The 23,934-nt window shown below is 71.2% G+C and carries 25 protein-coding genes; 11 read left to right on the top strand and 14 right to left on the bottom strand.

What is annotated here, in order from left to right:
- Window positions 1–31: 31 nt before the first annotated feature.
- The 6 genes from O7601_RS24340 (at window position 32) to O7601_RS24315 (ending at window position 6,759) form a co-directional block, all read left to right on the top strand.
- Window positions 32–1,480: a prenyltransferase/squalene oxidase repeat-containing protein gene (locus O7601_RS24340; RefSeq protein ID WP_281563412.1), complete on the top strand. Its 1,449-nt coding sequence runs from the start codon at window positions 32–34 to the stop codon at window positions 1,478–1,480.
- On the top strand, window positions 1,477–2,412 hold the full coding sequence (locus O7601_RS24335) for a hypothetical protein (protein ID WP_281563411.1): 936 nt from the start codon (window positions 1,477–1,479) through the stop codon (window positions 2,410–2,412). Before O7601_RS24340 ends, O7601_RS24335 begins: the two co-directional genes overlap by 4 nt.
- Window positions 2,405–3,649, top strand: a complete 1,245-nt coding sequence (locus tag O7601_RS24330) for a CbiQ family ECF transporter T component (protein ID WP_281563410.1) — start codon at window positions 2,405–2,407, stop codon at window positions 3,647–3,649. The genes O7601_RS24335 and O7601_RS24330 overlap by 8 nt, the downstream gene beginning before the upstream one ends.
- The gene (locus O7601_RS24325; protein WP_281563409.1) at window positions 3,646–5,277 is read left to right on the top strand and encodes an ATP-binding cassette domain-containing protein; all 1,632 of its coding nucleotides are present in this window, start codon (window positions 3,646–3,648) and stop codon (window positions 5,275–5,277) included. Before O7601_RS24330 ends, O7601_RS24325 begins: the two co-directional genes overlap by 4 nt.
- Window positions 5,274–6,314: an ECF transporter S component gene (locus O7601_RS24320; protein ID WP_281563408.1), complete on the top strand. Its 1,041-nt coding sequence runs from the start codon at window positions 5,274–5,276 to the stop codon at window positions 6,312–6,314. Before O7601_RS24325 ends, O7601_RS24320 begins: the two co-directional genes overlap by 4 nt.
- A 196-nt stretch (window positions 6,315–6,510) precedes the next feature.
- A complete protein-coding gene (locus O7601_RS24315; protein WP_281563407.1) occupies window positions 6,511–6,759 on the top strand; it encodes a hypothetical protein in 249 nt (82 codons plus the stop codon).
- Here the strand turns inward: O7601_RS24315 and O7601_RS24310 are convergent.
- Entirely contained in the window at window positions 6,756–7,151 is a 396-nt protein-coding gene (locus O7601_RS24310) for a DUF4190 domain-containing protein (RefSeq protein ID WP_281563406.1), read from the bottom strand. The two genes, O7601_RS24315 and O7601_RS24310, sit on opposite strands and share 4 nt — an antisense overlap.
- A gap of 152 nt (window positions 7,152–7,303) precedes the next feature.
- Here O7601_RS24310 and O7601_RS24305 point away from each other — a divergent pair, with 152 nt between their 5' ends.
- Window positions 7,304–8,515 (top strand): cation:proton antiporter, encoded by a 1,212-nt coding sequence (locus O7601_RS24305; RefSeq protein WP_281563405.1) that lies wholly within the window; start codon window positions 7,304–7,306, stop codon window positions 8,513–8,515.
- 57 nt (window positions 8,516–8,572) lie between these two features.
- Here the strand turns inward: O7601_RS24305 and O7601_RS24300 are convergent, their stop codons facing one another.
- From O7601_RS24300 to O7601_RS24285, 4 genes are all read right to left on the bottom strand, one after another.
- The gene (locus O7601_RS24300) at window positions 8,573–9,595 is read right to left on the bottom strand and encodes a methyltransferase (protein ID WP_281563404.1); all 1,023 of its coding nucleotides are present in this window, start codon (window positions 9,593–9,595) and stop codon (window positions 8,573–8,575) included.
- Window positions 9,592–10,755 (bottom strand): aminotransferase class V-fold PLP-dependent enzyme, encoded by a 1,164-nt coding sequence (locus O7601_RS24295; protein ID WP_281563403.1) that lies wholly within the window; start codon window positions 10,753–10,755, stop codon window positions 9,592–9,594. The genes O7601_RS24300 and O7601_RS24295 overlap by 4 nt, the downstream gene beginning before the upstream one ends.
- The gene (locus O7601_RS24290) at window positions 10,752–12,017 is read right to left on the bottom strand and encodes a hypothetical protein (protein ID WP_348650214.1); all 1,266 of its coding nucleotides are present in this window, start codon (window positions 12,015–12,017) and stop codon (window positions 10,752–10,754) included. Before O7601_RS24290 ends, O7601_RS24295 begins: the two co-directional genes overlap by 4 nt.
- 87 nt (window positions 12,018–12,104) lie before the next feature.
- A complete protein-coding gene (locus tag O7601_RS24285) occupies window positions 12,105–12,791 on the bottom strand; it encodes a tryptophan 2,3-dioxygenase family protein (protein WP_281563401.1) in 687 nt (228 codons plus the stop codon).
- Window positions 12,792–13,076: 285 nt separating this feature from the next.
- Here O7601_RS24285 and O7601_RS24280 point away from each other — a divergent pair, with 285 nt between their 5' ends.
- Window positions 13,077–13,364, top strand: coding sequence for a DUF2277 domain-containing protein (locus O7601_RS24280; protein WP_281563400.1), 288 nt, complete (start codon window positions 13,077–13,079; stop codon window positions 13,362–13,364).
- Between the two features lie 155 nt (window positions 13,365–13,519).
- On the opposite strand, the gene O7601_RS24275 is transcribed toward O7601_RS24280, so the two are convergent.
- Complete coding sequence (locus O7601_RS24275) at window positions 13,520–13,696, bottom strand: hypothetical protein (protein WP_281563399.1); 177 nt, start codon at window positions 13,694–13,696, stop codon at window positions 13,520–13,522.
- An 8-nt stretch (window positions 13,697–13,704) separates the two neighbouring features.
- Between O7601_RS24275 and O7601_RS24270 the strand changes: the two genes are divergently transcribed.
- The gene (locus O7601_RS24270; protein WP_281563398.1) at window positions 13,705–14,088 is read left to right on the top strand and encodes an AzlD domain-containing protein; all 384 of its coding nucleotides are present in this window, start codon (window positions 13,705–13,707) and stop codon (window positions 14,086–14,088) included.
- 120 nt (window positions 14,089–14,208) lie between these two features.
- Window positions 14,209–14,952, top strand: coding sequence for an alanyl-tRNA editing protein (locus O7601_RS24265; RefSeq protein WP_281563397.1), 744 nt, complete (start codon window positions 14,209–14,211; stop codon window positions 14,950–14,952).
- Between the two features lie 363 nt (window positions 14,953–15,315).
- Here O7601_RS24265 and O7601_RS24260 read toward each other — a convergent pair whose 3' ends face one another.
- The 8 genes from O7601_RS24260 to O7601_RS24225 all read right to left on the bottom strand — a co-directional run bounded on the left by O7601_RS24260 (window position 15,316) and on the right by O7601_RS24225 (window position 22,329).
- A complete protein-coding gene (locus O7601_RS24260; RefSeq protein ID WP_281563396.1) occupies window positions 15,316–15,927 on the bottom strand; it encodes a class I SAM-dependent methyltransferase in 612 nt (203 codons plus the stop codon).
- A 276-nt stretch (window positions 15,928–16,203) separates the two neighbouring features.
- Window positions 16,204–18,336, bottom strand: coding sequence for an SAM-dependent methyltransferase (locus O7601_RS24255; RefSeq protein WP_281563395.1), 2,133 nt, complete (start codon window positions 18,334–18,336; stop codon window positions 16,204–16,206).
- A gap of 26 nt (window positions 18,337–18,362) precedes the next feature.
- Window positions 18,363–19,463 (bottom strand): monodechloroaminopyrrolnitrin synthase PrnB family protein, encoded by a 1,101-nt coding sequence (locus O7601_RS24250; RefSeq protein WP_281563394.1) that lies wholly within the window; start codon window positions 19,461–19,463, stop codon window positions 18,363–18,365.
- Between the two features lie 141 nt (window positions 19,464–19,604).
- Window positions 19,605–19,790, bottom strand: coding sequence for a hypothetical protein (locus O7601_RS24245; protein ID WP_281563393.1), 186 nt, complete (start codon window positions 19,788–19,790; stop codon window positions 19,605–19,607).
- On the bottom strand, window positions 19,787–20,986 hold the full coding sequence (locus tag O7601_RS24240) for an RNA polymerase sigma factor (protein ID WP_281563392.1): 1,200 nt from the start codon (window positions 20,984–20,986) through the stop codon (window positions 19,787–19,789). Before O7601_RS24240 ends, O7601_RS24245 begins: the two co-directional genes overlap by 4 nt.
- A 20-nt stretch (window positions 20,987–21,006) precedes the next feature.
- On the bottom strand, window positions 21,007–21,360 hold the full coding sequence (locus tag O7601_RS24235) for a YciI family protein (protein WP_281563391.1): 354 nt from the start codon (window positions 21,358–21,360) through the stop codon (window positions 21,007–21,009).
- Between the two features lie 34 nt (window positions 21,361–21,394).
- On the bottom strand, window positions 21,395–21,622 hold the full coding sequence (locus O7601_RS24230; protein ID WP_281563390.1) for a hypothetical protein: 228 nt from the start codon (window positions 21,620–21,622) through the stop codon (window positions 21,395–21,397).
- Window positions 21,623–21,717: 95 nt separating this feature from the next.
- Complete coding sequence (locus O7601_RS24225) at window positions 21,718–22,329, bottom strand: YdeI/OmpD-associated family protein (RefSeq protein WP_281563389.1); 612 nt, start codon at window positions 22,327–22,329, stop codon at window positions 21,718–21,720.
- A 175-nt stretch (window positions 22,330–22,504) separates the two neighbouring features.
- Here O7601_RS24225 and xylB point away from each other — a divergent pair, with 175 nt between their 5' ends.
- Window positions 22,505–23,890: a xylulokinase gene (gene xylB, locus O7601_RS24220; protein ID WP_281563388.1), complete on the top strand. Its 1,386-nt coding sequence runs from the start codon at window positions 22,505–22,507 to the stop codon at window positions 23,888–23,890.
- Window positions 23,891–23,934: the final 44 nt, after the last annotated feature.

Raw genomic sequence — 23,934 nt, 5'->3', positions numbered from 1 at the left:
TTCACCGACCGCTCTGCGAAAGGCACCCCTCATGCCCACGTCCCCGCTCCGGCGCGTCGGCGCCGGTCTCGGCGTCGCCACCGCCACCGCGCTCGCCATCGTCGCGGCCACCCCTCTCATCGTGACCGCCGCGCCCTCGCCGGCCCACACCGCCGCCGCGCGGGACGCCGCGACCTGGCTCGCCGGGGAGTACACCGACGGCGTGCTGCCCGGCCCGTTCAGTCCGCAGGACTGGGGGCTGAGCATCGACGGCGTGATCGCCCTCGCCGCCACCGGGGTGGCCGGCCCAACCCGGCAGGCGGCGACAGCGCAGATCGCCACGCACGTGCGGTCCTACAACAGCTACGACGACTGGGGCATCGAGGGTTTCACCGACGGGGGTGCGACAGCGAAACTGCTCTACGTCGCCGCGGCCGTCGGCGCCGACCCCACCGACTTCGGCGGTTGGGACCTGCGCGCCGAGACCGTGGCGCTGCTCTCCGGGGCGGACACCGGTCACCAGCACGGTCGGATCACCAGCCGGACCACCGAGGAGACCGGCCCGGATCCGAGCAACACCTTCGACCAGTCCTTCGCGGTCCTGGGTCTGGCGCGCAGCGGCGGCACGCCGCAGGAGACCGTCGACTTCCTCATTCGGCAGCAGTGCACGGCCGGCGGCTTCCGGCTCTACCCCGACGCCGACGGCGTACCGTCGCCGTCCTGCGACGATCAGGGCAACGCCACGCTTGACGTCGACTCGACGGCCATGGCCGTCCAAGCGTTGCTCGCGACCGAAGCCGCCGGTGCGGACGAGGCCGCGCGGCGCGGCGCGGACTGGCTGGTGGCGCAGCAACGCGCCGACGGATCGTTCGGCGGGTCGGGGCCGACCAGCGGCGCGAACTCCAACAGCACCGGCCTGGCCGGGCAGGCCCTGGCTGCGGCCGGACGCGAAGCCGAGGCGGCACGTGCCGCCGAGGCCCTGGCGGCACTACAGCTCACCACCGCCACCGGTGGCGCCGCGGCGGCCGATGCCGGCGCCATCGCCTACAACACCGACGCGGTGACCGAGGCGGTCCGCGACGGGATCATCGAGAGTTTCCGGGACCAGTGGCGCCGCGCCACCGCCCAGGCGCTGCTCGGGCTGGCCCAGATATCACTGGGCCGGATCGGTCTTGATGTGCCGCCCTCCGGCGAGCCCACACCGTCGGCCACCGGCTCACCGACCGGCTCGCCCACGCCGACGCCCACGCTCACTGCCTCGCCGACGCCCACTGCCTCACCCACCGACAGTCCGTCGCCGAGTGCCTCGCCGAGCGGCACAGCGCCCACGCCCACTGCCACGGCGACGACTCCCGCTCCCTCGGTCACCAGTCCCGCCGCGGGCGGATCGGGTCGCCTGCCGACCACCGGCGTGGCGATCGGTGGGTACGTGCTCACCGCGCTGCTGCTGCTGGGTGGGGGAGCGGCTCTGCTGGTAGTCGGCCGCCGGCGCACCACATGAGGACCCGGGCGACCCGGGCCGCGCCCGCCCTCGCACTGGCCGCCGCGGGCGTCCTGATCGGGCCGGGGCCGGCCGCGGCCGCGGGCAGCGCCGGTTACTGCCCGGACGCCGGCGGAGTCACCGTCGTGGTGGACTTCAAGGAACTCGGCGGCGGGACGGTCGTCCGGTGCGCGCGCGGCGACCAGGCCACCGGACTGGCCGCGTTGAAGAACGCCGGTTTCCAGATCACCGGCACGCTGCGCTGGGGCGAGGGGTTCATCTGCCGGATCGAGGGCAAACCCTCGACCAGCTCGGAGAAGTGCGTCGACACGCCGCCGGCCAGCGCCTACTGGTCGTACTGGCACGCACCCAACGGGGGCAGTTGGACGTACAGCGACAAGGGTGTGCTCAACCGCAAGCCACCGACGGGCAGCTTCGAAGGCTGGTCGTTCTCCCTCAACCGCAACGCCGACAACGCACCCCGACCGGGGGTAGCACCCAGCCGACCGGCACCCCCGCCGCAGACCACGCCACCGGCACCGCCGCGCACCACGGCACCGCGCACCACGGCACCGGCGCCGCCACCCCGTTCCTCGTCGCCACCGACCGCCGCACCACCGGTCGCCGGTGGACCTGACGCCCCGCCCGGAACCACACCAACCGGCATGGTTGGCACGCCGTCAGCCCTCGCAGCTGGCCCGACCTCGGCTGCCAGCTCGCCGGCCCCGACAGCGACGCCGCCCACCGGCACTGGCCTGCCCTCGCTCGGGGCCGCTCCCGCCCCACCGTCCAGCGGGTCGAGCAACTCGTTCCCACCGACCGAGGTCACCGCCAGCCGCGACACCGACGGACTTCCACTGGGAACCCTCGCCGGGTTGCTTCTGCTGGTCGCGCTCGCCGGTGGTGGTCTCGTCGCGGCCCGTCGTCGGCGGGGCGTCGAGCCGGATGGCTGATCAGGCCACCGCCGGCGAGGGCTCCCTGCTGGCAACGGAGGCAGCGCAGGCCGCTCGGTCCGTCACGCCGGGTACCGGGCGGCTACCTCGGGCGTTGCATCCGGGGGCGTGGTGGTTGTGGGCGCTCGGTCTGGCGACCGCGGCCAACCACACCACAAATCCGCTGCCCCTGGCGCTGCTCGTCGCTGCCGCCGCGCTGGTGGTCGTCCGTCGCCGCACTGATGCTCCCTGGGCGTTCGCGTTCCGGCTGTACCTGGTGCTCGGTGCAGTGATCGTGGCCATGCGGGTGGTGTTCCGCCTCGTCTTCGGGGGCGGGCAGGGCGACCATGTCCTGCTGCACCTGCCAGAGATCCCGCTGCCCGCCTGGGCGGCCGGCATCCGACTGTTCGGGCCGGTCGCCGCCGAACAACTCCTCGGCGGCTTCTACGACGGACTGCGCCTGGCGACGATGCTCATCTGCCTCGGCGCCGCCAACGCCCTGGCCAACCCGAAGCGCCTGCTCAAAGCGGTCCCCGGTGCCCTGTACGCGGTCAGCACCGCCGTGGTGGTCGCGCTGTCGGTCGCCCCGCAACTGATTGAGAGCGTACTGCGGGTACGTCGGGCCCGCCGGCTACGTGGCGCCACCGCAAAGGGCCTGCGTGCCCTGCGGGGGATCGCCCTGCCGGTGCTGGCCGACGCCCTGGACCGATCCCTGGCCCTGGCCGCGGCGATGGACTCACGCGGCTACGGCCGCACCGCCGCGGTTCCGGCCGGCCAGCGTGCCCTCACCGGAGGACTGGTGCTCGCCGGACTGGTGGGTGTCTGCGTCGGCACCTACGGCCTGCTAGATGCCACCGTGCCCGGCTACCTTGGCCTGCCGATGCTGCTCGCCGGCCTGGCGACGGCCGTCGTCGGGATGTTGTTGGCCGGCCGCCAGGTCCTCCGTAGCCGCTACCGGCCGGACCGCTGGCGGATCACCGAGCTCGTCGTCGCCGGCTGCGGCGTGGCCACCGCCGCCGTGATGATGGCGGCCGGGTCCGTGGACCCGGCCCGGCTCTATCCGCCGGTCAGCCCACTCACCTGGCCCGAACTGACCCCGTTGATGCTCCTGGCCGTCGTGTTCGCCGTGGCCCCGGGCTGGCTGGCACCACCCCCGGTGCTGGCGGCCGACCGCACCCCACGACCGGTGGCGAGCCCTCCGGACGACCTGACCCGCACCGCGCCGAGTCGCGACCCGCAGCCGGAGGCGCACCGATGATCGACTTCGACCGGGTCACCGTCCATTACGCAGAGGCCCGAGAACCGATGCTGCGTGAGGTGGACCTGCACATTCCCGAGGGAGAGCTGTGCCTGGTGGTCGGTCGCACCGGCGCCGGCAAGTCGACCCTGTTACGGGCCGTCAACGGGCTGGTGCCGCACTTCACCGGCGGCACCCTGTACGGCACCGTCACCGTGCAGGGCCGTGACACCCGTGACCACCCTCCCCGCGATCTCGCCGACGTCGTCGGAGCCGTTGGTCAGGATCCCCTCGCCGGCTTCGTCACGGACACGGTCGAGGAGGAGTTGGCCTACGGCATGGAACAGCTCGCGTTGCCCGCCGCGGTGATGCGCAAGCGTGTCGAGGAGACCCTCGACCTGCTCGGCATCGCCGAGCTGCGTGACCGTCCGCTGCGGGCCCTCTCCGGCGGGCAGCAGCAGCGCGTCGCCATCGGCGCGGTGCTCACCAGCCACCCGCAGGTGCTCGTCCTCGACGAACCGACCTCCGCCCTGGACCCCACCGCGGCGGAAGAGGTCCTCGCCGCCGTCACCCGCCTGGTCCATGACCTCGGCGTCACCGTCGTGGTGGCCGAACACCGCCTCGAACGCGTCGTGCAGTACGCGGACCGGCTGCTCTACCTGCCCGGCGACGGCACCGTGGTCGACGGCGAACCGGCCGCCGTCCTGGCCGACATCGACCTCGCCCCGCCCCTTGTCGACCTGGGGCGTGTTGCCGGCTGGACACCGCTGCCGCTGTCCGTCCGTGATGCCCGCCGCCGCGCGTCGGATCTCCGGCAGCGGCTCGTCGACGCCGCCCCACCACCAGCGGCACCGGCACGTGGTGGCACCCCAGCGCTGGCCGCCCGCAAGATCGTGGTGCGCTACCCGGGCACCGTCGCGGTGGCGGGCGTCGACCTCGATCTGCATCCCGGCGAGGTGGTCGCGCTGATGGGCCGCAACGGCTCGGGCAAATCCAGCCTGCTCTGGGCGTTGCAGGGCAGCGGCCCTCGACAGGGCGGGACGGTCGTCGCCTCCGGCCCCGACGGTGCCGTCGACCCGAGGTCACTTTCCGCCGGCCGGGCCCGGCGACAGGTCGGGCTGGTCCCGCAGACTCCGGGAGACCTGCTCTACCTGGAGACGGTGGACGCCGAGTGCGTCCAGGCCGACCGCGAATCCGACGCACCTGCCGGCACCTGCCGGGCACTGCTGGATCAGCTCACCCCTGCCCTGCCCGGCGACCAGCATCCACGTGACCTGTCGGAAGGGCAGCGGCTGGCCCTCGCCCTCGCCGTCCAGCTCACCGCCGCACCACCGGTCGTGCTGCTCGACGAGCCCACGCGGGGCCTCGACTATCTCGCCAAACGGCAGTTCACCGCCATTGTCCGACGGTTGGCCGCCGACGGGCGGGCGGTCGTGGTCGCCACCCACGACGTCGAACTTGTCGCCACCCTCGCCGACCGGGTCATGGTGATGGCACAGGGGGAGATCGTGGCCGACGGCACCACCGCCGAGGTCATGCTCGCCTCACCCGCGTTCGCTCCGCAGGTCGCCAAGGTGCTGGCACCCCAGCCCTGGCTGACCGTGGACCAGGTCACCGCCGCGCTGGCCGTCCGAGGGACGAGAGGATGACAACCGCCCTGCGGGTCGCCCCGCGTACCGCCGTCGTCCTCGCCCTGGCCTCCGTCGCCGCACTGGCCACCTTCAGCTGGCCGTTCTTCGTGCCCGCCCAGCCCGAGAGCATGGCCCGCACCACCGAGGCGCCACTGGTCTTCATCGTCGTACTCCCGGTCCTGCTGGCCCTCGTGCTGGCCGAGCTCAGCTCCGGTGGCGTGGACAGCAAGGCCCTGGCGATGCTCGGCGTGCTCGCCGCCGTCAACGCCGCCCTACGGCCGCTGGGCGCCGGTACCGCTGGCATCGAGACGGTGTTCTTCCTGCTCATCCTCGCCGGTCGGGTGTTCGGGCCCGGTTTCGGGTTCCTGCTCGGTGCCATTTCGCTGTTCGCGTCCGCCCTGCTCACCGCCGGTGTCGGTCCATGGCTGCCGTTCCAGATGCTGGCCGCCGCCTGGATCGGTCTCGGCGCCGGTCTGTTGCCGGCCCGGCTGCGGGGGCGGGCCGAGATTGCCGTGCTGGCCGGCTACGGCGCGGTCGCGGCCTACGGCTACGGGCTGTTGATGAACCTGTGGTTCTGGCCATTCAGCACCGGCGCGGATACCCAACTGTCCTACGTGGCCGGTGCGCCGGTGCTGGAGAATCTGCACCGCTTCGCGGTGTTCACCGCCGTCACCTCCACCTTCGGCTGGGACACCGGCCGCGCCATCACCACCACCGTGGCGATCGTCCTGGTCGGCCCCGCCGTCCTGGCCGCGCTCCGCCGGGCCGCTCGCCGTGCCGCGTTCGACGCACCGGTAGCCTTCGCCACCACGTCAGGGGTTGCCGCTCCGTCCGCGCGCGACAGCGGGTTCGGTGTGCGGCCGCGGAACGGTCGACAGCAGCCTGACGCCGAGGAGTCGTCGCCAGGTGGGCGACCGGCGACGAAGAAACTCATCCCGAAGGCGGGCGGTGACGAGGTCGCCGTCGTCGACCACCCGGGTGTCGGTGACGAGGCCGCCCTGGGTCCGAAGATCGTCCACCGGCCGGTGATGGGGGATTCAGGGGGCTGGCGGTGAGTCCGGACGCCGACAGGAGCATGGTTCCGGCGCAGATGCCGGCGATGGTCAGGCCGCGACGGCGCGCGGCGCGAATGGCCGTGGGATCGCTTGAGCCTGGCCGGCACGCTGCTGCCGCTAGCCCTGGCACACCGCTGGGCCGGCTCTGGCCGGTCTGGGTGAGGCCGCTACGCGGTCGGCCGGTGCCTCGTGGCTGGTGCCCGGCACCGGCGTGTTCATCGGGGCGAGCCTGACCACGTACTTCGGCATCCCCGGGATGACCGCCTGGATCCGTGGTGAGTTCGGCGGCGCGGCCCTGCCTCTGCTGCTGGAGATGGGCGGCTACACGCTGTGGGGGGCTGGCCGTCGCGTCGTACTTCGCGTTGACCCGGCCGCCGCGCCCGCGGATGGTCCCGGCGCGGGGCTGATCGGCTCGATGACGTCTATCGTCCGGTCCGGACGCTAGCGGTCAAGTCGATCACGGAGGTCGTCGACCTGCTGCTGGAGCCGGTCCACCGCGCCCTCGTTGTTGAGGAACGTCGTGATGCCCGCGCCGAGCGCCAGCCCGAGCAGCAGGGCGATCACGCTGAGTACCAGCCCGGCGATCGACACACCTCGGCCGGTCACCCCGGGTCGGGCGGCCATCTTGAGCCCCACGACGCCCAGGACGATGCCGACGATGGCGAGCACCACACCGATCCAGGCGAGGATGGCGGTGAGCACGCTGAACAGCCCGGCTACGCCGAACACGAGCGCGAGCGCGGCGGCCGCGCTGGTCTTGGCCGCCGTACCAGCCCGGGCCCGGCCGGCGCGGGTCGAGGTGTCGGTTCTGCGGGCCGGCTCGCTGGACGCGGTCATGGCACTCCCTTCGTACCCCGGTGGGGCAGGCTGTGCTGGCCGCTTCCCCCGTCGCCGCCGACTCATGCCTGCTGGTTCACGATCCTTCGAACGGTGTCGGGCAACAGGCGGTGGGCGGGTGTGTGGGGGCGGCACGGGGGTAGTGGGTGGAGATGGACCGGCTGCACCTCAGTTACGCGCTGGTGGGGGTCTTGGGGGTGTTGCTGGCTTTCTGGTCCAGTTCCATCCGCCGGGTCCCGGTCAGTGAGCCGTTGCTGGCGCTGTTGCTGGGCGTACTGGTCGGTCCGGTGCTCGGGCTGATCGACCTGCCGCACCACCAGATGTCGGTGTTGACGTTGGAGGCCAGCCGGGTGCTGCTGGCCATCTCGCTGATGGCTGTCGCACTGCGTTTCCCGCTGTCGGACTACCGGTCGGTGATTCGTCCGGTCGGTGTGCTCCTCGCCGTGGCGATGGCCGGTATGGCGGTGGTCAGCGCCGGCCTGGCCTGGCTGGTACTCGGCTTTCCGCTGGCTCTGGCGGTGCTGCTCGGCGCGTGCGTGACACCGACGGACCCGGTCCTGGCCTCCAGTGTCGTCTCCGGGGGGCCGGCGGAGCGGCAGCTTCCGGCGCGGCTGCGGCAGGTGATCAGCGGCGAGTCCGGCGCCAATGACGGCCTCGCCTTCGTCTTCGTCGTCCTCGCGCTGTCCGTGGTGACCTCCGGATCGACCGCGGGCCGTCTTCTGGAGGCGGCCTGGGCGGTGGTGGGTGCCGTGGTGATCGGCGTGGCGGTCGGTTTCGCCGCTGGCCGCGCCGTCACGGCGGCTGAGGCTCGGGAGGATGTGGACGAGGGTTCGCTGCTGGTCTTCACGCTGGTGCTCGGAATCGCCGCGCTGGGGGTGGCCCGGGTGGCGCGCATGGACGGGATCCTCGCGGTGTTCGTCGCCGGTCTGACGTACAACGCGGTGATCGGGTACCGGTCGCGGGCGTCAGAGCAGCGACTCGACGACGCGCTGACCCGTTACCTGGTGTTGCCGTTGTTCTTCCTTCTCGGGGTCGAGGTGCCGTGGCGTGACTGGGTCGCTCTCGGCTGGCCCCTGGCCGCGTTCGCGGTCGCGGTGCTCGTGCTGCGCCGGCTGCCGGTCGTGCTGGCGTTGCGGCCGCTCCTGCGGATGCCCTGGCGGGACGTGGTGTTTCTCGGCTGGTTCGGACCGATTGGCGTGTCGGCGCTGTTCTATCTCGCCCACAGCGAGCAGGAGGGGGCCCGCGATCCCCGGCTGTGGGCCGCCGGAACCCTGGTGGTGGTGGCCAGCACGGTGGTGCACGGCGTCACCGCCACTCCGGGGCGCCGCTGGTACGCCCGGCGGTCGTCGCCGTCCTCCGGTTGAGCATCACCAGCTGTGGCCGACGGTGGCTCTGGCGTGACCGAACACGGGCGTGGCGGGTCATCCGGTCGGTTTGTACGCGATGACGAGCTCCCAGGTGCCGGGCAGCACCGCCACGTGGCGGAAGCCGGTCTCGGTGAGCAGGGTGGTGTAGAAGTCCACCTCGCGTAGGCGGCTGACGCTGCTGTCGACGCCGATCAGGAAGTAGCTCCAGAAGAACTGCATGGCGAGCCGGTCCGGGGTACGGAACTCCTCGCAGACCAGGATCAACCCGCCGGGCTGCAACGCCGCGTACGCCTGTTGAACAAGGTCGCGGGCCACGGCGTTGGGCCAGTCGTGCAGAACCCGGACGAATGACAGCGCGTCGTAGCCGCGCGGTAGGGGTTCGGCGAAAAAGTCGCCGCCGACGAAGCCGAGCCGTTCCGGGTGACCGCGGCTGTCCCGGGTGGCCGCCACCAGTGGTGCCACCGCTGGCAGGTTGTACACGTCGGCCCGCAGATTCGGCGTGCTGTCGAGGATGTGTGCGGCGAGCGTCCCGTCACCGCCGCCGACGTCCAGCAGGCGGTGTCGGTCCGACCAGAGTTGATGCGAATGCCGGCGTACCGTCTCGATCGCCGGTCCCAGCCCGAGGGCCATGCTGCGTTCGAACTCCGCGGTCTGCGCGGCGGTCTTCGGCGGCCAGGCGAACCCGTCGTCGATGCTGACCTCGCCGCGCAGGCTATCGGGCAGCCGGCCGTGCAACTGCCGCCACGGGTAGCGGTCCCGGTCCCGTTCGGTGGCACCCGGCCCGACGACCGCGTCGACCGCGTCGCGTAGCCCTGGCACGGCCCGGTAGCTGGTCGCACCGATGTCGTCGCCGGGCTCGTCGCGGGTGACGAAGCCGAGGCTCTCGATGCAGTCGAGGAACTTGTACAGCCGCAGCGGAAGCACCCCGAACCGGGTGGCCAGCGCGTCGAGGCGGGCCGGTCCGGGCTCCAGCGCGTCGAGCAGTCCCAGGTCGAGCGCCGTGTGCAGGACGTCCATGGCCTTGGGCCCGTTGACGAGCAGGCTCATCAGTGCCCGCGGTGAGAGGGTGACGGTCACCGGCGCAGCTCCTTTTCCAGCGCATCCATGAACAGGTCGATCTCGTCGAGGGTGTTGTAGACGTGCGGGCCGACCCGCAGATAGCTGCGCCAGCTGCAGATCACGTCACGGGCGGCGAGTCGCCGCTTGACGGCCTCGCCGTCGGGGATGTCCAGGCACACCACCCCGCCTCGCCGAGTGGCGCAGGTGGGGCTGACCACGGCGATGCCGGCGGCTCCGGCCCGGTCGATCAGTCGTTGGGTGAGCGCCAGCGAATGCCGTCGGATGGCGTCGATACCGACACCGAGCAGCAGGTCCAGACCGATTTGTGAGATCAGGGAGGTGACCGGGTAGGGGGTGCCGCCGGCGAAGCGACGGATACCGGTCGCCCAGCCGGATGACGGTCGGAAGGTCAGCGCGCGGTCGCCGGCCTGCCAGCCGGTGGCGGCCGGAGTGAGCAGTGGCACCAGGTCCGGCCGGACGTAGAGGAATCCGGTGCCGACGCCGCAAAGCCACTTGTGGGCACCGCCGATGACCACGTCGACGCCGAGCGCGCCGACATCCAACGGCATCACCCCGACGCTCTGGAAGGCGTCCACCACCACCAGCGCGCCGACCTGGTGGGCTCGGGCCACCAGGCGGGGCAGGTCGACGGTGGCGCCGGAGGTGAAGCTGGCGTGGGGCACGCACACCAGCAGCGTCCGTTCGTCGAGTCGGGCCTCGACGGCGTCCTGGTCGAGGTGGGGGCCGCCGGTGCCGACCACGTCGACCTCGGCCCCATACCGGCCGTACGCGCGAAAGATGAACGGCACCGTCGGATAGTCGAGGTCCGTGATGACCACGCGGTTGCGCGGCGGGCGGTACTCGAAGCAGGACGCCACCCGGGCCAGGAAGGTGCTCAGATTCGCATCGGTGAGCACGCTGCCCGGCGGCGCGCCGATCAGCGCGGCCACCGAGTCGGCGTACCGGTCAAGGCCGATGTGCCAGTCCTGCCAGACGTCGTCGCGCCAGGTGCGCAGTGTCTCCCAGTAGTCGTGCAGCACCTGCTCACCGCCCCTGGGCACCGCTCCGGTGGAGTTGCTGTTCAGGTAGACGCAGGTGTGCACCAGCGGGAACTCGGCGCGCAGGGCGGCGTGCGTGCCGCCGTCGAGGCAACGGGGGCTGTGCTCGGGGTGGGTCATGCGCAGCGCCTTCCAGTCGGGTCGGCCGCAGGCGGATCGGTGGTCGTGGCGGTGAAGACCGGTGCGGCGCTGTTCGCCGCCAGGTACGGCGTGCCCTCGGTGTAACCGGTGCCGGACTGGGCACCGAGCATCCACACCGCCACTCGCAGATGGGTCCGGCGCCACTGCGACAGGGCACCGGCGAATGCGGCCATCCGCCGTGCCACCAGGACGCCGTCGGCGCCGGTGAGCCGGCCCTCGGACACCGCCGACCGGTACGCCTGGTCGACCGTCGGCTGGCCGCCGCGTACCCGGGCCTGTATCTCCGGCACCGAGTGGTAGGCCACCGAGTCCAGTCGATCCGCCTGCGGAGTGCGACACAGCGACTCGATCAGCTTGTACGAGCGGGACTGGATCGCGCTGGCACCCTCGGTGTACTGCCGGAAGGTGCGGAACGACTCGGGCTGCATGGTGGCCACGAGGGAGAAGAGTGGAGCTGCGGCGCGCAGCAGGTCGTCCGCGTACCCGAGCCGGTCGGCGGCGGCGCCCGGCGTGTGCCCGGCCAATGCGGCGACCGCCGCGCGGAGTTCGTCGGCGATCCCGGCGAAGAGGCACTCGTAGCCCTGCAGCACCCGGATGAACAGGTACTCGTCGTGCGTCACGTGGACCGGCAACATGGTCAGCCGCAGCGACGGATCCCCGGGCAGTGCCAGGTCACGCGCGATGGTGTGCAGCTCGGCCGCGGTGGTGGCCGGGGCGTCCGACCTGACCGCCTCGGCCATGCCGAGACGAGCCAGCGCGGGCGTGGCGGCTCGGACACCGAGTCGGCAGCGTTTCACGACCACCGCTTGCCCTGGTCGCTGCTGCGGGAGTAGCCCGGTCGTGTGCGCGGCGGCGGCCAACTCGAACGCCAGTGTGTCGGCTACCAAGCGGACGAGGAGCCGATCCCGGGCCTGCCGCCGGGCAGCGTTCTGCGCGCCCGGGGTCGGATCGTCTGGTCCGCAGGGCAGTCGGAGCAGCCGGAGGGCGAGGTAGCTGCGGTAGTCGTAGCGGCCGTCCCACTTGTCGAGTGCGACGTCCAGGAAGGCGGCCAGCTGCCGGGTCGCGGCGTCGTCGCGACCGGAGGACTGGCAGGTCACCGCCTGGCGGGCGCTGTCGAGCAGGGCGAGGAAACTCCTTTCCACGAAATGCTTGCCGATTCGGTGAAACTCCTCCAGTACCGGCGAGTAGGGAAAGCGACGCGGTTCGATCGGGCGCGACAACCAATGAATCAACGGACGCACGTGCCATCCCTCGAAGTCGACGAGATGAACCTCACTGACAGCCGCCGGATATGTCGGACGACCGCCGATGCGCAAGGCTCAGCAGGACTATTCGTCAGTGGTGGGGCGCAGCCGCACCTGCCACAACTCGGGAAAGAATCGGTGCTCGGCGAGTTTTGCCAGCATGTTCGCCGGGCTGCCGGGGATGCCCGCGGGAGGATGACCGCCAATTCGCAGGGCCACCTGGTAATGACGCACCCGCCACACCGACACCCGTTCATCCCACTCCACCATCGCCTCGGCGAGTCGGTGCAGCGGGTCTGACGGATCCGCCGGGCACAGGTCGACTGCCGGGACATCGTTCGCGGCAAGCTGATCGTCGAACGCGCGGCCGAGCTGTCGACTGGCTGCCTGGACCTGTCGCCAACCTGGCGACTCCGCACCGGAACCGTTTCCGAGCGCCGGCTGCATCGCATGGAAGTCCACTGGGGACAGAAAACGCAGCATCTCCAGTTGGTCGGTGATCAAGCGGACCGCGAGTGTCGCCCGGACCAGCAGCGCCTCCGCGGCCGGTAGCCGACCGGCCCTCACCTGAGCGGTCGCCTCATCCAGCTCCGCCGCGGCCAGTTTCAGCCACAACTCGGTCGACTGGTGCACCACCTGAAAAAGCAGCTCGTCGCGATGTATCACCTCGTCCGGCGCTCGTTGTAGGCCGAGCAAAGTATCTGTCCGCATGTAGCGCGCATAGTCCGTAGCCCCGTGACCTGGCAGAACAGGTGAATGGTCGTGCTTCACGGAATAAGCCCTCCGTTTGGCGCTGACGCCGGAATCAGCAATACGCTGGCGGTCATCATTCCAACGACAGGCGCCGATGCGCTACCCCTTGGTCGCGGTAAATCTAAAACGTGTCGAGGACGCTTCCCGTATCCTGGGTGGCCCGCGCATATCGGGACAGGCCACGGCGGAGCCTATTGTCGCTGGTCGTGGTGGGCGCGCCCGGTCCACCGGGACGGCACACGTTCGAGCCGGGCCACCACCGGCGCCAGCGGCCCTCGTGGTGCTGCGTGGCATGGTGGAGGCATGTGCAGGAACATACGCGTGCTCCACAACTTCGAACCGCCGGTGACCGACGATGAGGTCGAAGCCGCCGCCCTCCAGTACGTCCGCAAGGTCAGCGGCACGACACGGCCCTCAGCGGCCAACGAGGAGGCGTTCGGCGAGGCGGTCCGCGCTGTCACGGCGGCCACGCGGACCCTGCTGGACAGCCTCGTGACGAAGGCGCCTCCCCGCGACCGCGAGGTGGAGGCAGCCAAGGCCAAGGCGCGCGCGGCTGAGAGGTACGCGCCTCGAACGACTACCTCGGGCTGACCCGACCCGCCGGCAACGCTCCAGTACTTTCCTGCTCGGAACGGCACTCGCGAAAGGCGAAGGTGGCCGCGGTGACCTCGCGTGAGCGAGCGTCGCCGCGTCGACGTGGCGCAGCCGGCGCAGGGTGCCCGCCACCATGCCCGCCGCCACGTGCGTCAATCCGTGACCAGCCGGACGAAGGGCGGCACGGGCGCGATGACGTCCAGGTCAGCGCGAGACGGTGTTCGGCCGAGGTACTCGGCGATGGCGGCGGCCCGCAGCGACCCGCGCGAGGCGCGGCTGGCGTTCTGGGCCACCGGAATCTCGGTTTTTGTCCTCTGGAACATCGCCACGCTGGCCGATGCGCTCGGCGCGCACGTGCTGCCCGACCCGGAGGCACTCGGACTCGACGTGGCCGCGCCGGCCGCGTTCGTCGCCCTGCTGCTGCCGCGACTGCGCGGCCGACGGCTCTGGGCGCTCGCCGTCGCTGCGGCGGTGCGGGCTCTGCGTGCCCAAGTCGGTGTTGGAGCAGCCGCAGGTGCAGGAGGCGTCGGCGTTGCTGCCGGTGGCGTTGCTGGCTGCCCTGGTCGCGGTGCAGACCTTCGCCACCGGCGACGATCTGGTGCTCGACGCGCGCGCCGCCGGATTCGCCGTCGCCCTGGTGGCGGCGCTGCTGCGGGCACCGTTCCTGCTCGTGGTCGCCCTCGGTGCCGGTACCGCCGCCGTACTGCGGCTGATCACTTAGCGCCACCGGCGTGTTTGTCCTCGGTGTCCACCGTACGAATAATCGTGGTGCAGGTGACCACACGAGCGCTGAAGGGGGACGGAGTGGCGAGCCGCCGACGGTCGCCCTCCCCATCAACCTATGGGTATTGATCACCACGGCCGGACCCAACGGCTGGACTGGGCAGACGTCACACTCCGCGAATGGGACTGCACGGTCCTGTGGTCGGATCCGGCGGATCCCGACCAGGGCATCGTGCTGGACCGGTCCGCGTTCTACCCCGGCGGTGGCGGTCAGCCGCCGGACCACGGCGTGCTGATCTGGCAGGGTGTGCAGACGCGGATCGTCGGCACTCGCAAGGGCGACGACCTCTACCTGTTGCCGGCGCCGGGAGACCCGGTACCCCCGATCGGCACCACGGTGACCGGTGCGATCGACGACGACCGGCGTAGCTCGCTGATGCGTACCCACTCGGGCCTGCACGTGCTCTGCGGCACCGTCTTCCGCGACTTCAACGTCCTGGTGACCGGCAGCAACATGGAGCCCGGCGAGGCGCGGATGGACTTCAACCTGCCGGAGATCCCGCCGGGCTTCAAACAGAGCCTGGAGGATGCGGTGAACGCCGAGATCGCCGCGGACCGCAAGATTGTCGTGCGGATGCTCTCCCGGGAAGAGGCGAACGCAACGCCCGACCTGGTACGGACCCAGTTCAAGGCGCCACCGGAACTGCCCCAGGTGCGGGTGGTGGACATCGTCGGGCTCGACGTGCAGGCCGACGGGGGCACCCACGTGGGGTCGACCGGCCAGATCGGCCGCGTGACCGTTACCAAGGTCGAGAGCAAGGGTCGGCAGAATAGGCGGGTCCGGATCAAGCTGAGTTCCTGACCTGCGGGGCTGAGCCGGTGACGTCACCATCGGCCCGGCCGTACACCGGTCAGTGGGCGTAGGGCAGTTCGCGCCGCAGTATCGTGGGCCATCGCGGCGGATCGTCGCCGAGGTAGCCGTGGATCCAGTGCAGCCAGCGGTCCATGCCGAAGCCGACGCACGCCGACGACGCCGTGCTCCGGTGGCGTCGGCCATCGCGAAGCCCTGACCGAAGTGCCGCTGGTGCAGGTTGACCGAGCTGACCGCGACCGCGGCGCCGCTGCCGGCCGAACAGCTCCGCGGTGAGGGCGTCATGCTGGTGAACATGGCGACCGGGTCCGGCGTGGCCATTTTGGGCGCTCCTGGCCGGGGCGACGGCCGTGGTCATGGGGTCTTCTCATCTCGCCTGTGGAGCGGAGGGTCAGATCGTCGGGTGCTGATGATCAGGCCGGTGCCGGCCGAGATCCGCGCCGTGACGAGCCGGGGGTCGTCGGTGAGCGTCCGTTGCACCCGCAGGACCGCGGTGCGGTGCTGCGGGTCGGTGTAGCGCCCCAGATCCATGTCGTCGACGACGAGCGACCCACCGGGTGCCAGCGCGTCGATCGTCAGGTCGAGGCCGGTCCACTTGCCCGCGACGGCGTCGGCGAAGACGAGGTCGAACCGCCCCAGCGTGGGCAGTAACGCCTCGGCGTCTGCCGTGTGGATCGTGACGTGCGTCGGCCAGTCGTCGGCGCGGACGGCCGCGGCCAGGGACTCGTCCAGTTCGATCGTCTCCAGCCGGACGTCGTCGCGCCGGCCGAGCCCTTCGGCCAGCCAGGCGGTGCCGACACCCGTACCGGTGCCCAGTTCCAGGATCCGACCGTTTGGCGGGACCGCTGCCGCCAACGTCGCCAGCAGCGGACCCACCGGGTCCTCGCAGGCGCCCTGGAAGCCGTGCTCGGACGCGCGGGCGAGGGCGCGGCGCACCCGGGACGGCACCGCGGTGCGGGTCGTCATGGAGCCACCTCCGACCCACGACCTTCAGGGCGCGCGGTCCGGAGGCACCGAGGACGAAGCGGGGCCGGGTGCTCGGGCGCGGATCGAGACCGGCACCGTCCACTGGTAATGCCGGCCGGCGAAGTGAACGGTGTCCTCTGTGCAGAGCCGGTGCAGGCCAGGCGTCCTGCCATCCGCCGTCGGCGTCCGCGGTGGACCAGAGCCGTTGCAGGTCCGACCATAGTGGATGGTGACGATGCTGGCCTCCAACGGCATTGAGTTCGGCATTCGGGCTGCTCAGTCGAGATGGGCGCGAGCCACCCAGTGATGGTCACGAGGCGGGCAGAGGCGCTCGGGCGGCGCGGGCAGCCACGAGCACTCGCCCGCGTAGAGCTGCCGCAGCGTGTAGGCCTCCGCTGTCCAGCCCTGGTGGCGCAGGAAGTCGCCGAGGTCGTCGAAGCCGAGCTGAAACGCGGATCCCCGTGACGTCATGAACGCCAGAAACGTCTCGTTGGCCGGATCGGTGTAGTAGTCGGTGTGCGGCGCGTCGACAAGCAGTACCGAGCCGCGCGTCGACATCTTCCGGACGGTGCCGATCAGCCGGGTGAAATCCTCGATCTCGAGGTAGGGAAGCAGGCCCTCGATGATCCAGACCGTGGGTTCGTCTGGTTCGTAGCCGGTTGCCCGCAGCCGCTGTGGCCAGGTGTCCTGCCGAAGATCCGCGCCGAGGGAGAACCGACGGCAGACGAGCCGGTCCCGGACCGACTCCAACATCCGTTCCTTGGCCTCCAACTGGCCCGGCAGGTCGACCTCGAAGAACCGGGTACGCGAGGGAAGGTCCAGGCGCCATGCCCGGGTGTCACTGCCGGCGGCCAGACAGACCACCTGGGCCGTGCCACCGTCGGTCGCCTCGCGGAGCGCGATGTCACCGAACCGGGCTCGGACGATCACGGACCCGACGGTGCCGCCGGCGGCCAGCGCCTGCTCCGTCATCTTCCGGGACACCGGCGTGCTCAACAGGCTCGCGTACCGGTCCACCAGATAGGCGTCCGGACGATCGTGCTCCATGGCTCTGATGACGGCGGTGATGAAACCGGTCTCCTTGACCGCCCTGGACTCGTCGTGGCGCCCGGTGAGGTCCGCCGCGCCCGTGCTGGTGCCCGCGCTCTCGCCGGGAGGCCGTGCTACGTCCAGTGAGGGTCGTGAGTTGACCCAGTCCAGATCGAACCTGCCGGTCCGGGCATAGCTGCGGGAGATCTCCGCGAGTTCCGCCTCGCTGAACACCTCCCGCACATCCCGGAACCCGTGTGGTGCCCGCTGGTGGGCGAGAGTGATCACCTTCTCGGGCCCGAGAGAGCGGTTCGCGTGCTGCAGCTGCGTCATCTGCGGTCGGCGTTCGTCCTCGTAGGCCCGCAGGGCGCTGCGTACCTCGGTCTGGTTGGCCAGGTGCCACGACAGCACTCGGGCGTCGACGATCGCTTGGGTGGCACCGTTGGACCCGGCCGGATACATGGCGTGGGCGGCGTCGCCCACCAGGGTCACGTCGTTGAAACTCCAGCGCGGGATCGGGTCCCTGTCGATCATTGGATACCGCTGGACGTCCGCCGTGTCGTCGAGCAGGCGCGGCAGGTCGACCCCCGGAGGTGCCCAGCTGCCGAACTGACGCAGTACGGCCGCGCGCCGGTCGGCGGCCGTCCGTTCGTGCGGCAACGGGTCGGCCTCCTCGTCAGGGAAGGCCGCGACCCAGTTGATCAGGGACTTGTTCGTGACGTTGTCCCTGTCGATGGGATACAGCACCAGTCGCCGCCGGTCGTCGCCGAGCACTGCCATCGTGCTGCCCGTCAGGAAGTGCCTGCCCCAGGCGGTCCCTCGGTACATCGTCATGCCGTTGGCCGGGGGCGGTCCCTCGGCCGGGTAGAAGGCCGCGCGGACAGCGGAGTGAATGCCGTCCGCGCCGATGAGGAACCCGGTGTCGACGGTACGCGTGGTGCCGTCCCGGTCCATGAAGGTCCCCTGCGTCCGACCCGGCTCGCTGTGCAGGCCGACGAGCCGTGCGTCGGTGACGATGGCCTTGTCACCCAGACGCCGCCGTACCTCGCCGGCCAGCACCGTCACGAGCCGGGCTCGGGAGATCGAAAGCTGCGGCCATCGGTAACCCGCCCGGGTGCCGCGATCCTCGCGCCACACGAGGTCCCCACGGGGGTTGTACATCGCCAGTTCCCGGGTGCGGATCGCGTGCTGCTGCAACTCGTCCAGCAGACCGAGTTCGGCGAGTTCCCGAACGGCGTTGGGCAGGATGTTGAGGCCGAGCCCGTGCGGACGCAGGTGCGGCTCCGCCTCGAAGACGGTGACCCGGTCGAAGCCCGCGGCGTGCAGGCTGAGCGCGGTGGCCAGGCCCGCGACTCCGGCCCCCACTACGGTGATCTCCATCGTCGGCGTCCTACCTTCCGGGTACGTCATGGCAGTTGCACCCGCTGCGCAGCGGTGGCGTTGAGCAGGGCGCGGTTCTGTCTGGTGAGGGCGAGAATCTCCTCGAGGAGCCCCACACTCCCGCCGCCACTGCCCAGCTCGTAGAGCCGGAGTTCCTCGTGATAGGCACGTCGCGCCATCACCAGGTGCTTTCCGCGAAACGACGTGAGCGTCTGCAGGGCTCGCCGCAGGCTCCTCGCACTGGCCTCGACGACTTCGTCCGCGGCAGGTGGGCCGGAGGTTCCGAGTGCCGCGACGACCCGGGACGTGATGGATGGCATGCTCGCCCACTGCGCGTACCGCTCCTGCCACTGCGGCAGGGTCTGCGCTGACACCTCACGGCAGAACTGCAGATATCCCGGGCTGCCCCGGTCCGAGGCCCACAGGAGCAGGTCGATGAGAAAGATCGGAATGTGGGCCGCCGCCGGCCCCATGTACGTACGCCCGGCAACGCGGACGTCCTCGTAGAACGGCCTGAGCATCCGCGCGAAGAACTCGGGGGTGACCTTCGTCCGGATACCGCTCATGACCGTGTCCGCCACCGCGATGTGCGAGGCGAGTGACGCCATCCGTTCCGCGTGGACGGGCGCAGCCGGGTCCTCGTGCATCAGCGACCATCCGATGTCGACCGACCGGGCGAGGCTCGGTACGCAGGTGCGCACCGCGTTGATCAGGCTGCGCTCCATCGGGTGGCCCGTGTAGAGCCGTTCCCGCCCACCCGTCGGATTCCAGGAGGTGTAGTGGTAGACCGTGTCCCGCGGAATCATTCCCGTACGGTGCCCCAGCAGCTGGAACGTCGTGGTCGCGCCCGGCACGGCCTCGAAGGCGGACACCCCGTGCCGTTGCAGGCTTCCGAGGAACATGCCCAGATCACGCATGGCGGCGAGACACTCCGCGGCGGTGAAGGCCGCGATGCGCTCCGCCGAGGGGAGCGCCGCGCCGAGCATCCGTACCATCGCGGCGACGTCAGCGGTCCTGTTCAACCTGGGCAACATCCGAAGCTCGTCGTCCAACCGCAACGGGTCGAGCCTTCTTACCTGCTCGTTGTGCTCCTCGGAGATCACATCCACATCTGCGCTGCGGTGCACGTGAATCCTTCCCCCACGCGGATCCAGGCGATGCCCTGATTCGAGCAGGAAGGCGTCGTGCCGCGCGCATACCTGACAGAGCCCTGACAGATAGCCGTGATGCAGGAGCCGCGAGGCTCTGGGCCCGAGGGTTGGGCGGAGTCAGACGTGCAGGGCGGGGCGGTAGCTGAGTTCCTTGGTGCGCATGCGGTGCTCCGGGCGGTACGCGGCGAGGCGGTGCGCGAGCAGTTCGGGGCACTGATTGCCCCAGTAGCCGCCCCAGTCTCCGCTGGTGGTGCCGTAGCCGTCGAGGCTGGCGAAGACGTCGAAGGTGTAGGTGACGGTCATCGGGTTCTCCCCGTACTGGTGAGTTCGGTCCGACGCCGGTGGAGGTAGGCGCGTTCGGTCTCGTTGGTGGCCAGTGCCGCGGCCTCGTCGTAGGCCGCCCGGGCCTCCGTGTCGCGGCCGAGCCGGGCCAACAGTTCGGCGCGGGCTGCGGGCAGCCGGTGGTAGCCGGGAAGGTCGATGTGCTCCAACGCGGCGAGAGCCGCCGCCGGCCCGTGCACCTCGGCCACCGCGACCGCACGGTTGAGCGCGACGATCGGGGTCGGTGCCAGCGCGAGCAGTTGGTCGTACAGTGCCAGGACCTGTGGCCAGTCGGTGGCGGTGCCGTCGGTGTGCACCGCGCTGATCGCGGCCTGGATCTGGTACGGCCCGGGCCGGTTGCGCCGCAGGCAGCGGCGGACCAGGTCGTGGCCCTCGGCGATGAGGGCCCGGTCCCACAACGACCGGTCCTGATCGGCGAGCGGAACCAGTTCCCCGGTCGGGCCGAGTCGGGCGGGGCGGCGTGCCTCGGTCAGCAGCAGCAGGGCCAGCAGGCCGAGCACCTCGGGCTCGTCGGGCATCAACGTGGCGAGCTCGCGGGCGAGCCGGATCGCCTCGGTGCACAGGTCCGTCCTGATCAGTGGCCCCGTGGTGGACGTGTAGCCCTCGTTGAACATCAGGTAGAGCACGGTGAGCACGGGCGGTAACCGATCCGGCAGCTCGTGTTCGGCGGGTACCCGGTACGGGATGCCGGCGTCGCGGATCTTCTTCTTGGCGCGCACGATCCGCTGGGCGACGGTCGACTCCTGGATCAGGTAGGCCCGGGCGATCTCCGGTACGTCGAGGCCACCCAGGAGCCGGAGCGTGAGGGCGGTACGCGCGTCGGGGGCGAGCGCCGGGTGACAGCAGGTGAAGATGAGCCGCAGTTGGTCGTCGCGCACCGGTCCCACCTCCTGGGGCTCGTCCGGTTGGTGCAGTAGCAGGGCTTCGGCGTGCCGGGCCTCGCGGGTCGTCTCCCGGCGGAGCCGGTCGACTGCCCGGTTCCGAGCGGTGGTCACGATCCACGCGCCGGGGTTCGGCGGCAGGGTCTGCCACTTCTGCAGCGCCGTGGTGAAGGCTTCCTGCACCGCCTCCTCGGCGAGGTGGATGTCGCCGAGGAGGCGGGCCAGGGTGGCGACGCAGCGGCCGTACTCCGCGCGGTAGACGCTCGCCAGGTCCATGTCGGGTGACCGGCTCCGATTCAGGCCTGGGACAGGTCGTCGAAGGGGCGGACCTCGATCGGGCCGCAGGCTGCGGCGCACTTCTCGGCCCAGGCGAGCGCCTCGTCCAGGTCGGCGCACTTGATGACCCAGAAGCCGGCGATGTGTTCCTTGGTCTCGGCGAACGGCCCGTCGCTCATGGTGGTGGCGCCGTTCTCGATCCGCACGACGGTGGCACTGTCCGGCGTCCGGAGCCCGCCGCCGAAGACCCAGGCGCCGGCGGCCTGCATCTCGTCGTTGACCCGAGCGGTCTCCCTGAACATGGTCTGCATCTCCTCGTCGGACGGCTCCGGCGCGCCCTCGACGAAATGCACGGACAGCAGGTACTGCTTCATGACGATCCTCCGGTAACTCGATGGGTGGGTGTGGTCAGGCGGCCAGGCGGCGCGCGACAGCGGGGATCACGATCGCGGCCGCGACTAGGTGGGTGAGCATCAGCAGCGCCGGGCCGATGTCGAGGCTGACCCCGGCCGCGTTGCCGGCGGCGGCGACGGCCATCGTGGCGGCGCTGGCCGCAGCCGTGGCGACGACGCCGGTTCCGATCAGCGCACCGGCGGCCGACGTGGCGGCGCGGGTGGTGTTCGTGGCGGTGCTCATGGTCCCCTCCAGGAGGAGTGTCGCCCGGCTCTCACCAGAGCTACGAAGAGGACCCACCCCGATCGACAGGCACGCCAAGATTCTTTTGAGAAAGTTCAGTCCGCCGGTGTGGGCTGCGGTCGGGCCTTCTGCGGATAGAACGTCTCGTGGCGGGCCAGCATGGCGACGAACTCGCCGATCTTCCGTTCCCGGGTCTGGGCCCGCTTCACAGCGGTGAGGCGGTGGATGAGAGCGAACCGGTTGGTCTTGGTGAGCACGTCGAACATGGCCTGGGCGGCGGGGTCGGCCGCGATGGCGGCCAGGAGGTCGGCCGGCGCCTCGGCTTCCGACGGTGGGGCGTACGCGGCCGCCCATCGGCCGTCCGCCTTCGCGGCCTCCACGGCGGCGCGGCCCGGTGGCAGCATCCGCCCCTGTGCCTCCAGCCGGGCCACATGGGTCACGTTGCGCTGAGACCAGGAGCTGCGGGGCCGGCGCGGGGTGTACCGGATCCAGGAGGTCTCGTGATCCCGTTTCCGGGCCTGCCCGTCGATCCAACCGAAACACAGGGCCTCGTCGACCGCCTGCTGCCAGGTCAGCGTGGTGACCGAGCCGCCCTTCTTGGTGAGGGCGAGCCAGACGCCGGGCGACGTGGCGTGGTTGGCCGACAACCAGGCACGCAGCGCGTCGGCGTTCGCGACGATCAACTCATCCAGTTCAGCGCTCGCCATGACGGCAGACTAGTGCGGTACCCGGACATGTGGGCGGCGTGGTGATCGTTCCCTGAGCGGCCGTACGGCTCACCGCCGGGCACGTGCGTGGGTTGGAGGCCGCACGTAGAGTCGGGCGCGACGGCATCGTCCGAGTGCCTTCGACCTACGGGCACCGACCCCTGTGGAGCGTGCGATGACACTGGTAGCCGGCGTCGACTCGTCCACCCAGTCGACAAAGGTCGTGGTGTGCGACGCGGACACCGGCGAGGTGCTCCGCGAGGGGCGCGCCCCGCACCCCGACGGGACGGAGGTCGACCCGCACCTGTGGTGGGTCGCCTTCGAGCGGGCCAGCGCCGGGCTGCTGGACGGTGTGGCCGCGATCGGTGTCGGCGGGCAGCAGCAGGGCATGATCTGCCTCGACGAGGCTGGCGAGGTGGTGCGTCCCGCGTTGCTGTGGAACGACACCCGCTCGGCGCGCGCCGCGGTCGACCTCACCGATGAATTCGGTGGCCCGCAGGCGTGGGCCGACGCGGTCGGGCTGGTGCCGGTGGCCAGTTTCACGGTCACCAAGCTGCGCTGGTTCGCTCGCGCCGAGCCGGAGCTCGCGGCCCGGACCAGCACGGTGCTGCTGCCGCACGACTGGCTCACCCATCGGTTGCGCGCGGGCGGGGGAGAGCCGACTACCGATCGCGGTGAGGCCTCCGGCACCGGGTACTGGTCACCGGCGACGGGGCAGTACCGGCGGGACCTGGTGCGGCTCGCCTTCGGTCGGGACGTGGCGCTGCCTCGGGTCGCCGGACCGGCCGAGACGGTCGGCGAGACCGCGTCCGGTGCGATACTCGCCGCCGGCACCGGCGACACCATGGGCGCGGCCCTCGGCGTCGGCCTGCGACCTGGCGACGTGGTGGTGTCGCTGGGCACCTCGGGTTGCGCGTTCGGCCTGAGTGAGGTCCCGACCGCCGACCCGAGCGGGCTGGTGGCCGGCTACGCCGACGCGACGGGCGGGTTTCTGCCGCTGGTGTGCACGCTCAACGCGGCAAGGGTGCTGGTCGCGGTCGCTGATCTGCTGGGCCGGTCCCTTGCCGAACTCGACGAGCTGGCGCTCTCGGCCTCACCTGGCGCGGACGGGTTGACGCTCCTGCCGTACCTGGACGGGGAGCGCACCCCGAACCTGCCTGACGCCCGTGGCCTGCTCGCCGGGCTGACCCGGGCGAACGCGTCGGCGGCGAATCTGGCGCGGGCCGCGGTGGAGGGGATGCTCGGTGGTCTCGCCGACGCCCTCGACGCCCTCCGCGCCCAGGACGTCCCGGTCGGCCGGGTGCTGCTGATCGGCGGCGCGGCCCGGTCACGCGCGGTGCGGGCGGTCGCGCCGGCGCTGTTCGGCGTGCCGGTGAGCGTGCCGAGACCTGCCGAGTACGTCGCGCTCGGCGCGGCACGCCAGGCCGCCTGGGCGTTGTCAGGTCGGACCGAACCCCCGCAGTGGCCGGTCGCTGCCGACGAGGCGACCGCCACCGGCACTCCGGACGTGCACCAGCGCTACGTCGACGTTCGTCAGCGAGCGCTCCAACTGCTGACGTAGGGCACCTGCGGTCGCGTGCCATTCGGCTGGCACGTGGAAATAGC

It is taken from the genome of Verrucosispora sp. WMMD573 (assembly GCF_027497175.1).
GTDB lineage: Bacteria > Actinomycetota > Actinomycetes > Mycobacteriales > Micromonosporaceae > Micromonospora.
The sequence above is the reverse complement of the archived record's forward strand: the minus strand, read 5'-3'. Positions and strand labels throughout refer to the sequence as shown.

Coding starts and splice junctions, on each gene's coding strand:
- O7601_RS24340 (WP_281563412.1), top strand. CDS start 32: ATGCCCACGTCCCCGCTCCGGCGCGTCGGCGCCGGTCTCGGCGTCGCC.
- O7601_RS24335 (WP_281563411.1), top strand. CDS start 1,477: ATGAGGACCCGGGCGACCCGGGCCGCGCCCGCCCTCGCACTGGCCGCC.
- O7601_RS24330 (WP_281563410.1), top strand. CDS start 2,405: ATGGCTGATCAGGCCACCGCCGGCGAGGGCTCCCTGCTGGCAACGGAG.
- O7601_RS24325 (WP_281563409.1), top strand. CDS start 3,646: ATGATCGACTTCGACCGGGTCACCGTCCATTACGCAGAGGCCCGAGAA.
- O7601_RS24320 (WP_281563408.1), top strand. CDS start 5,274: ATGACAACCGCCCTGCGGGTCGCCCCGCGTACCGCCGTCGTCCTCGCC.
- O7601_RS24310 (WP_281563406.1), bottom strand. CDS start 7,151: ATGACCGCGTCCAGCGAGCCGGCCCGCAGAACCGACACCTCGACCCGC.
- O7601_RS24305 (WP_281563405.1), top strand. CDS start 7,304: ATGGACCGGCTGCACCTCAGTTACGCGCTGGTGGGGGTCTTGGGGGTG.
- O7601_RS24295 (WP_281563403.1), bottom strand. CDS start 10,755: ATGACCCACCCCGAGCACAGCCCCCGTTGCCTCGACGGCGGCACGCAC.
- O7601_RS24280 (WP_281563400.1), top strand. CDS start 13,077: ATGTGCAGGAACATACGCGTGCTCCACAACTTCGAACCGCCGGTGACC.
- O7601_RS24270 (WP_281563398.1), top strand. CDS start 13,705: ATGCGCTCGGCGCGCACGTGCTGCCCGACCCGGAGGCACTCGGACTCG.
- O7601_RS24265 (WP_281563397.1), top strand. CDS start 14,209: ATGGGTATTGATCACCACGGCCGGACCCAACGGCTGGACTGGGCAGAC.
- O7601_RS24260 (WP_281563396.1), bottom strand. CDS start 15,927: ATGACGACCCGCACCGCGGTGCCGTCCCGGGTGCGCCGCGCCCTCGCC.
- O7601_RS24255 (WP_281563395.1), bottom strand. CDS start 18,336: ATGGAGATCACCGTAGTGGGGGCCGGAGTCGCGGGCCTGGCCACCGCG.
- O7601_RS24245 (WP_281563393.1), bottom strand. CDS start 19,790: ATGACCGTCACCTACACCTTCGACGTCTTCGCCAGCCTCGACGGCTAC.
- O7601_RS24240 (WP_281563392.1), bottom strand. CDS start 20,986: ATGGACCTGGCGAGCGTCTACCGCGCGGAGTACGGCCGCTGCGTCGCC.
- O7601_RS24235 (WP_281563391.1), bottom strand. CDS start 21,360: ATGAAGCAGTACCTGCTGTCCGTGCATTTCGTCGAGGGCGCGCCGGAG.
- O7601_RS24230 (WP_281563390.1), bottom strand. CDS start 21,622: ATGAGCACCGCCACGAACACCACCCGCGCCGCCACGTCGGCCGCCGGT.
- O7601_RS24225 (WP_281563389.1), bottom strand. CDS start 22,329: ATGGCGAGCGCTGAACTGGATGAGTTGATCGTCGCGAACGCCGACGCG.
- xylB (WP_281563388.1), top strand. CDS start 22,505: ATGACACTGGTAGCCGGCGTCGACTCGTCCACCCAGTCGACAAAGGTC.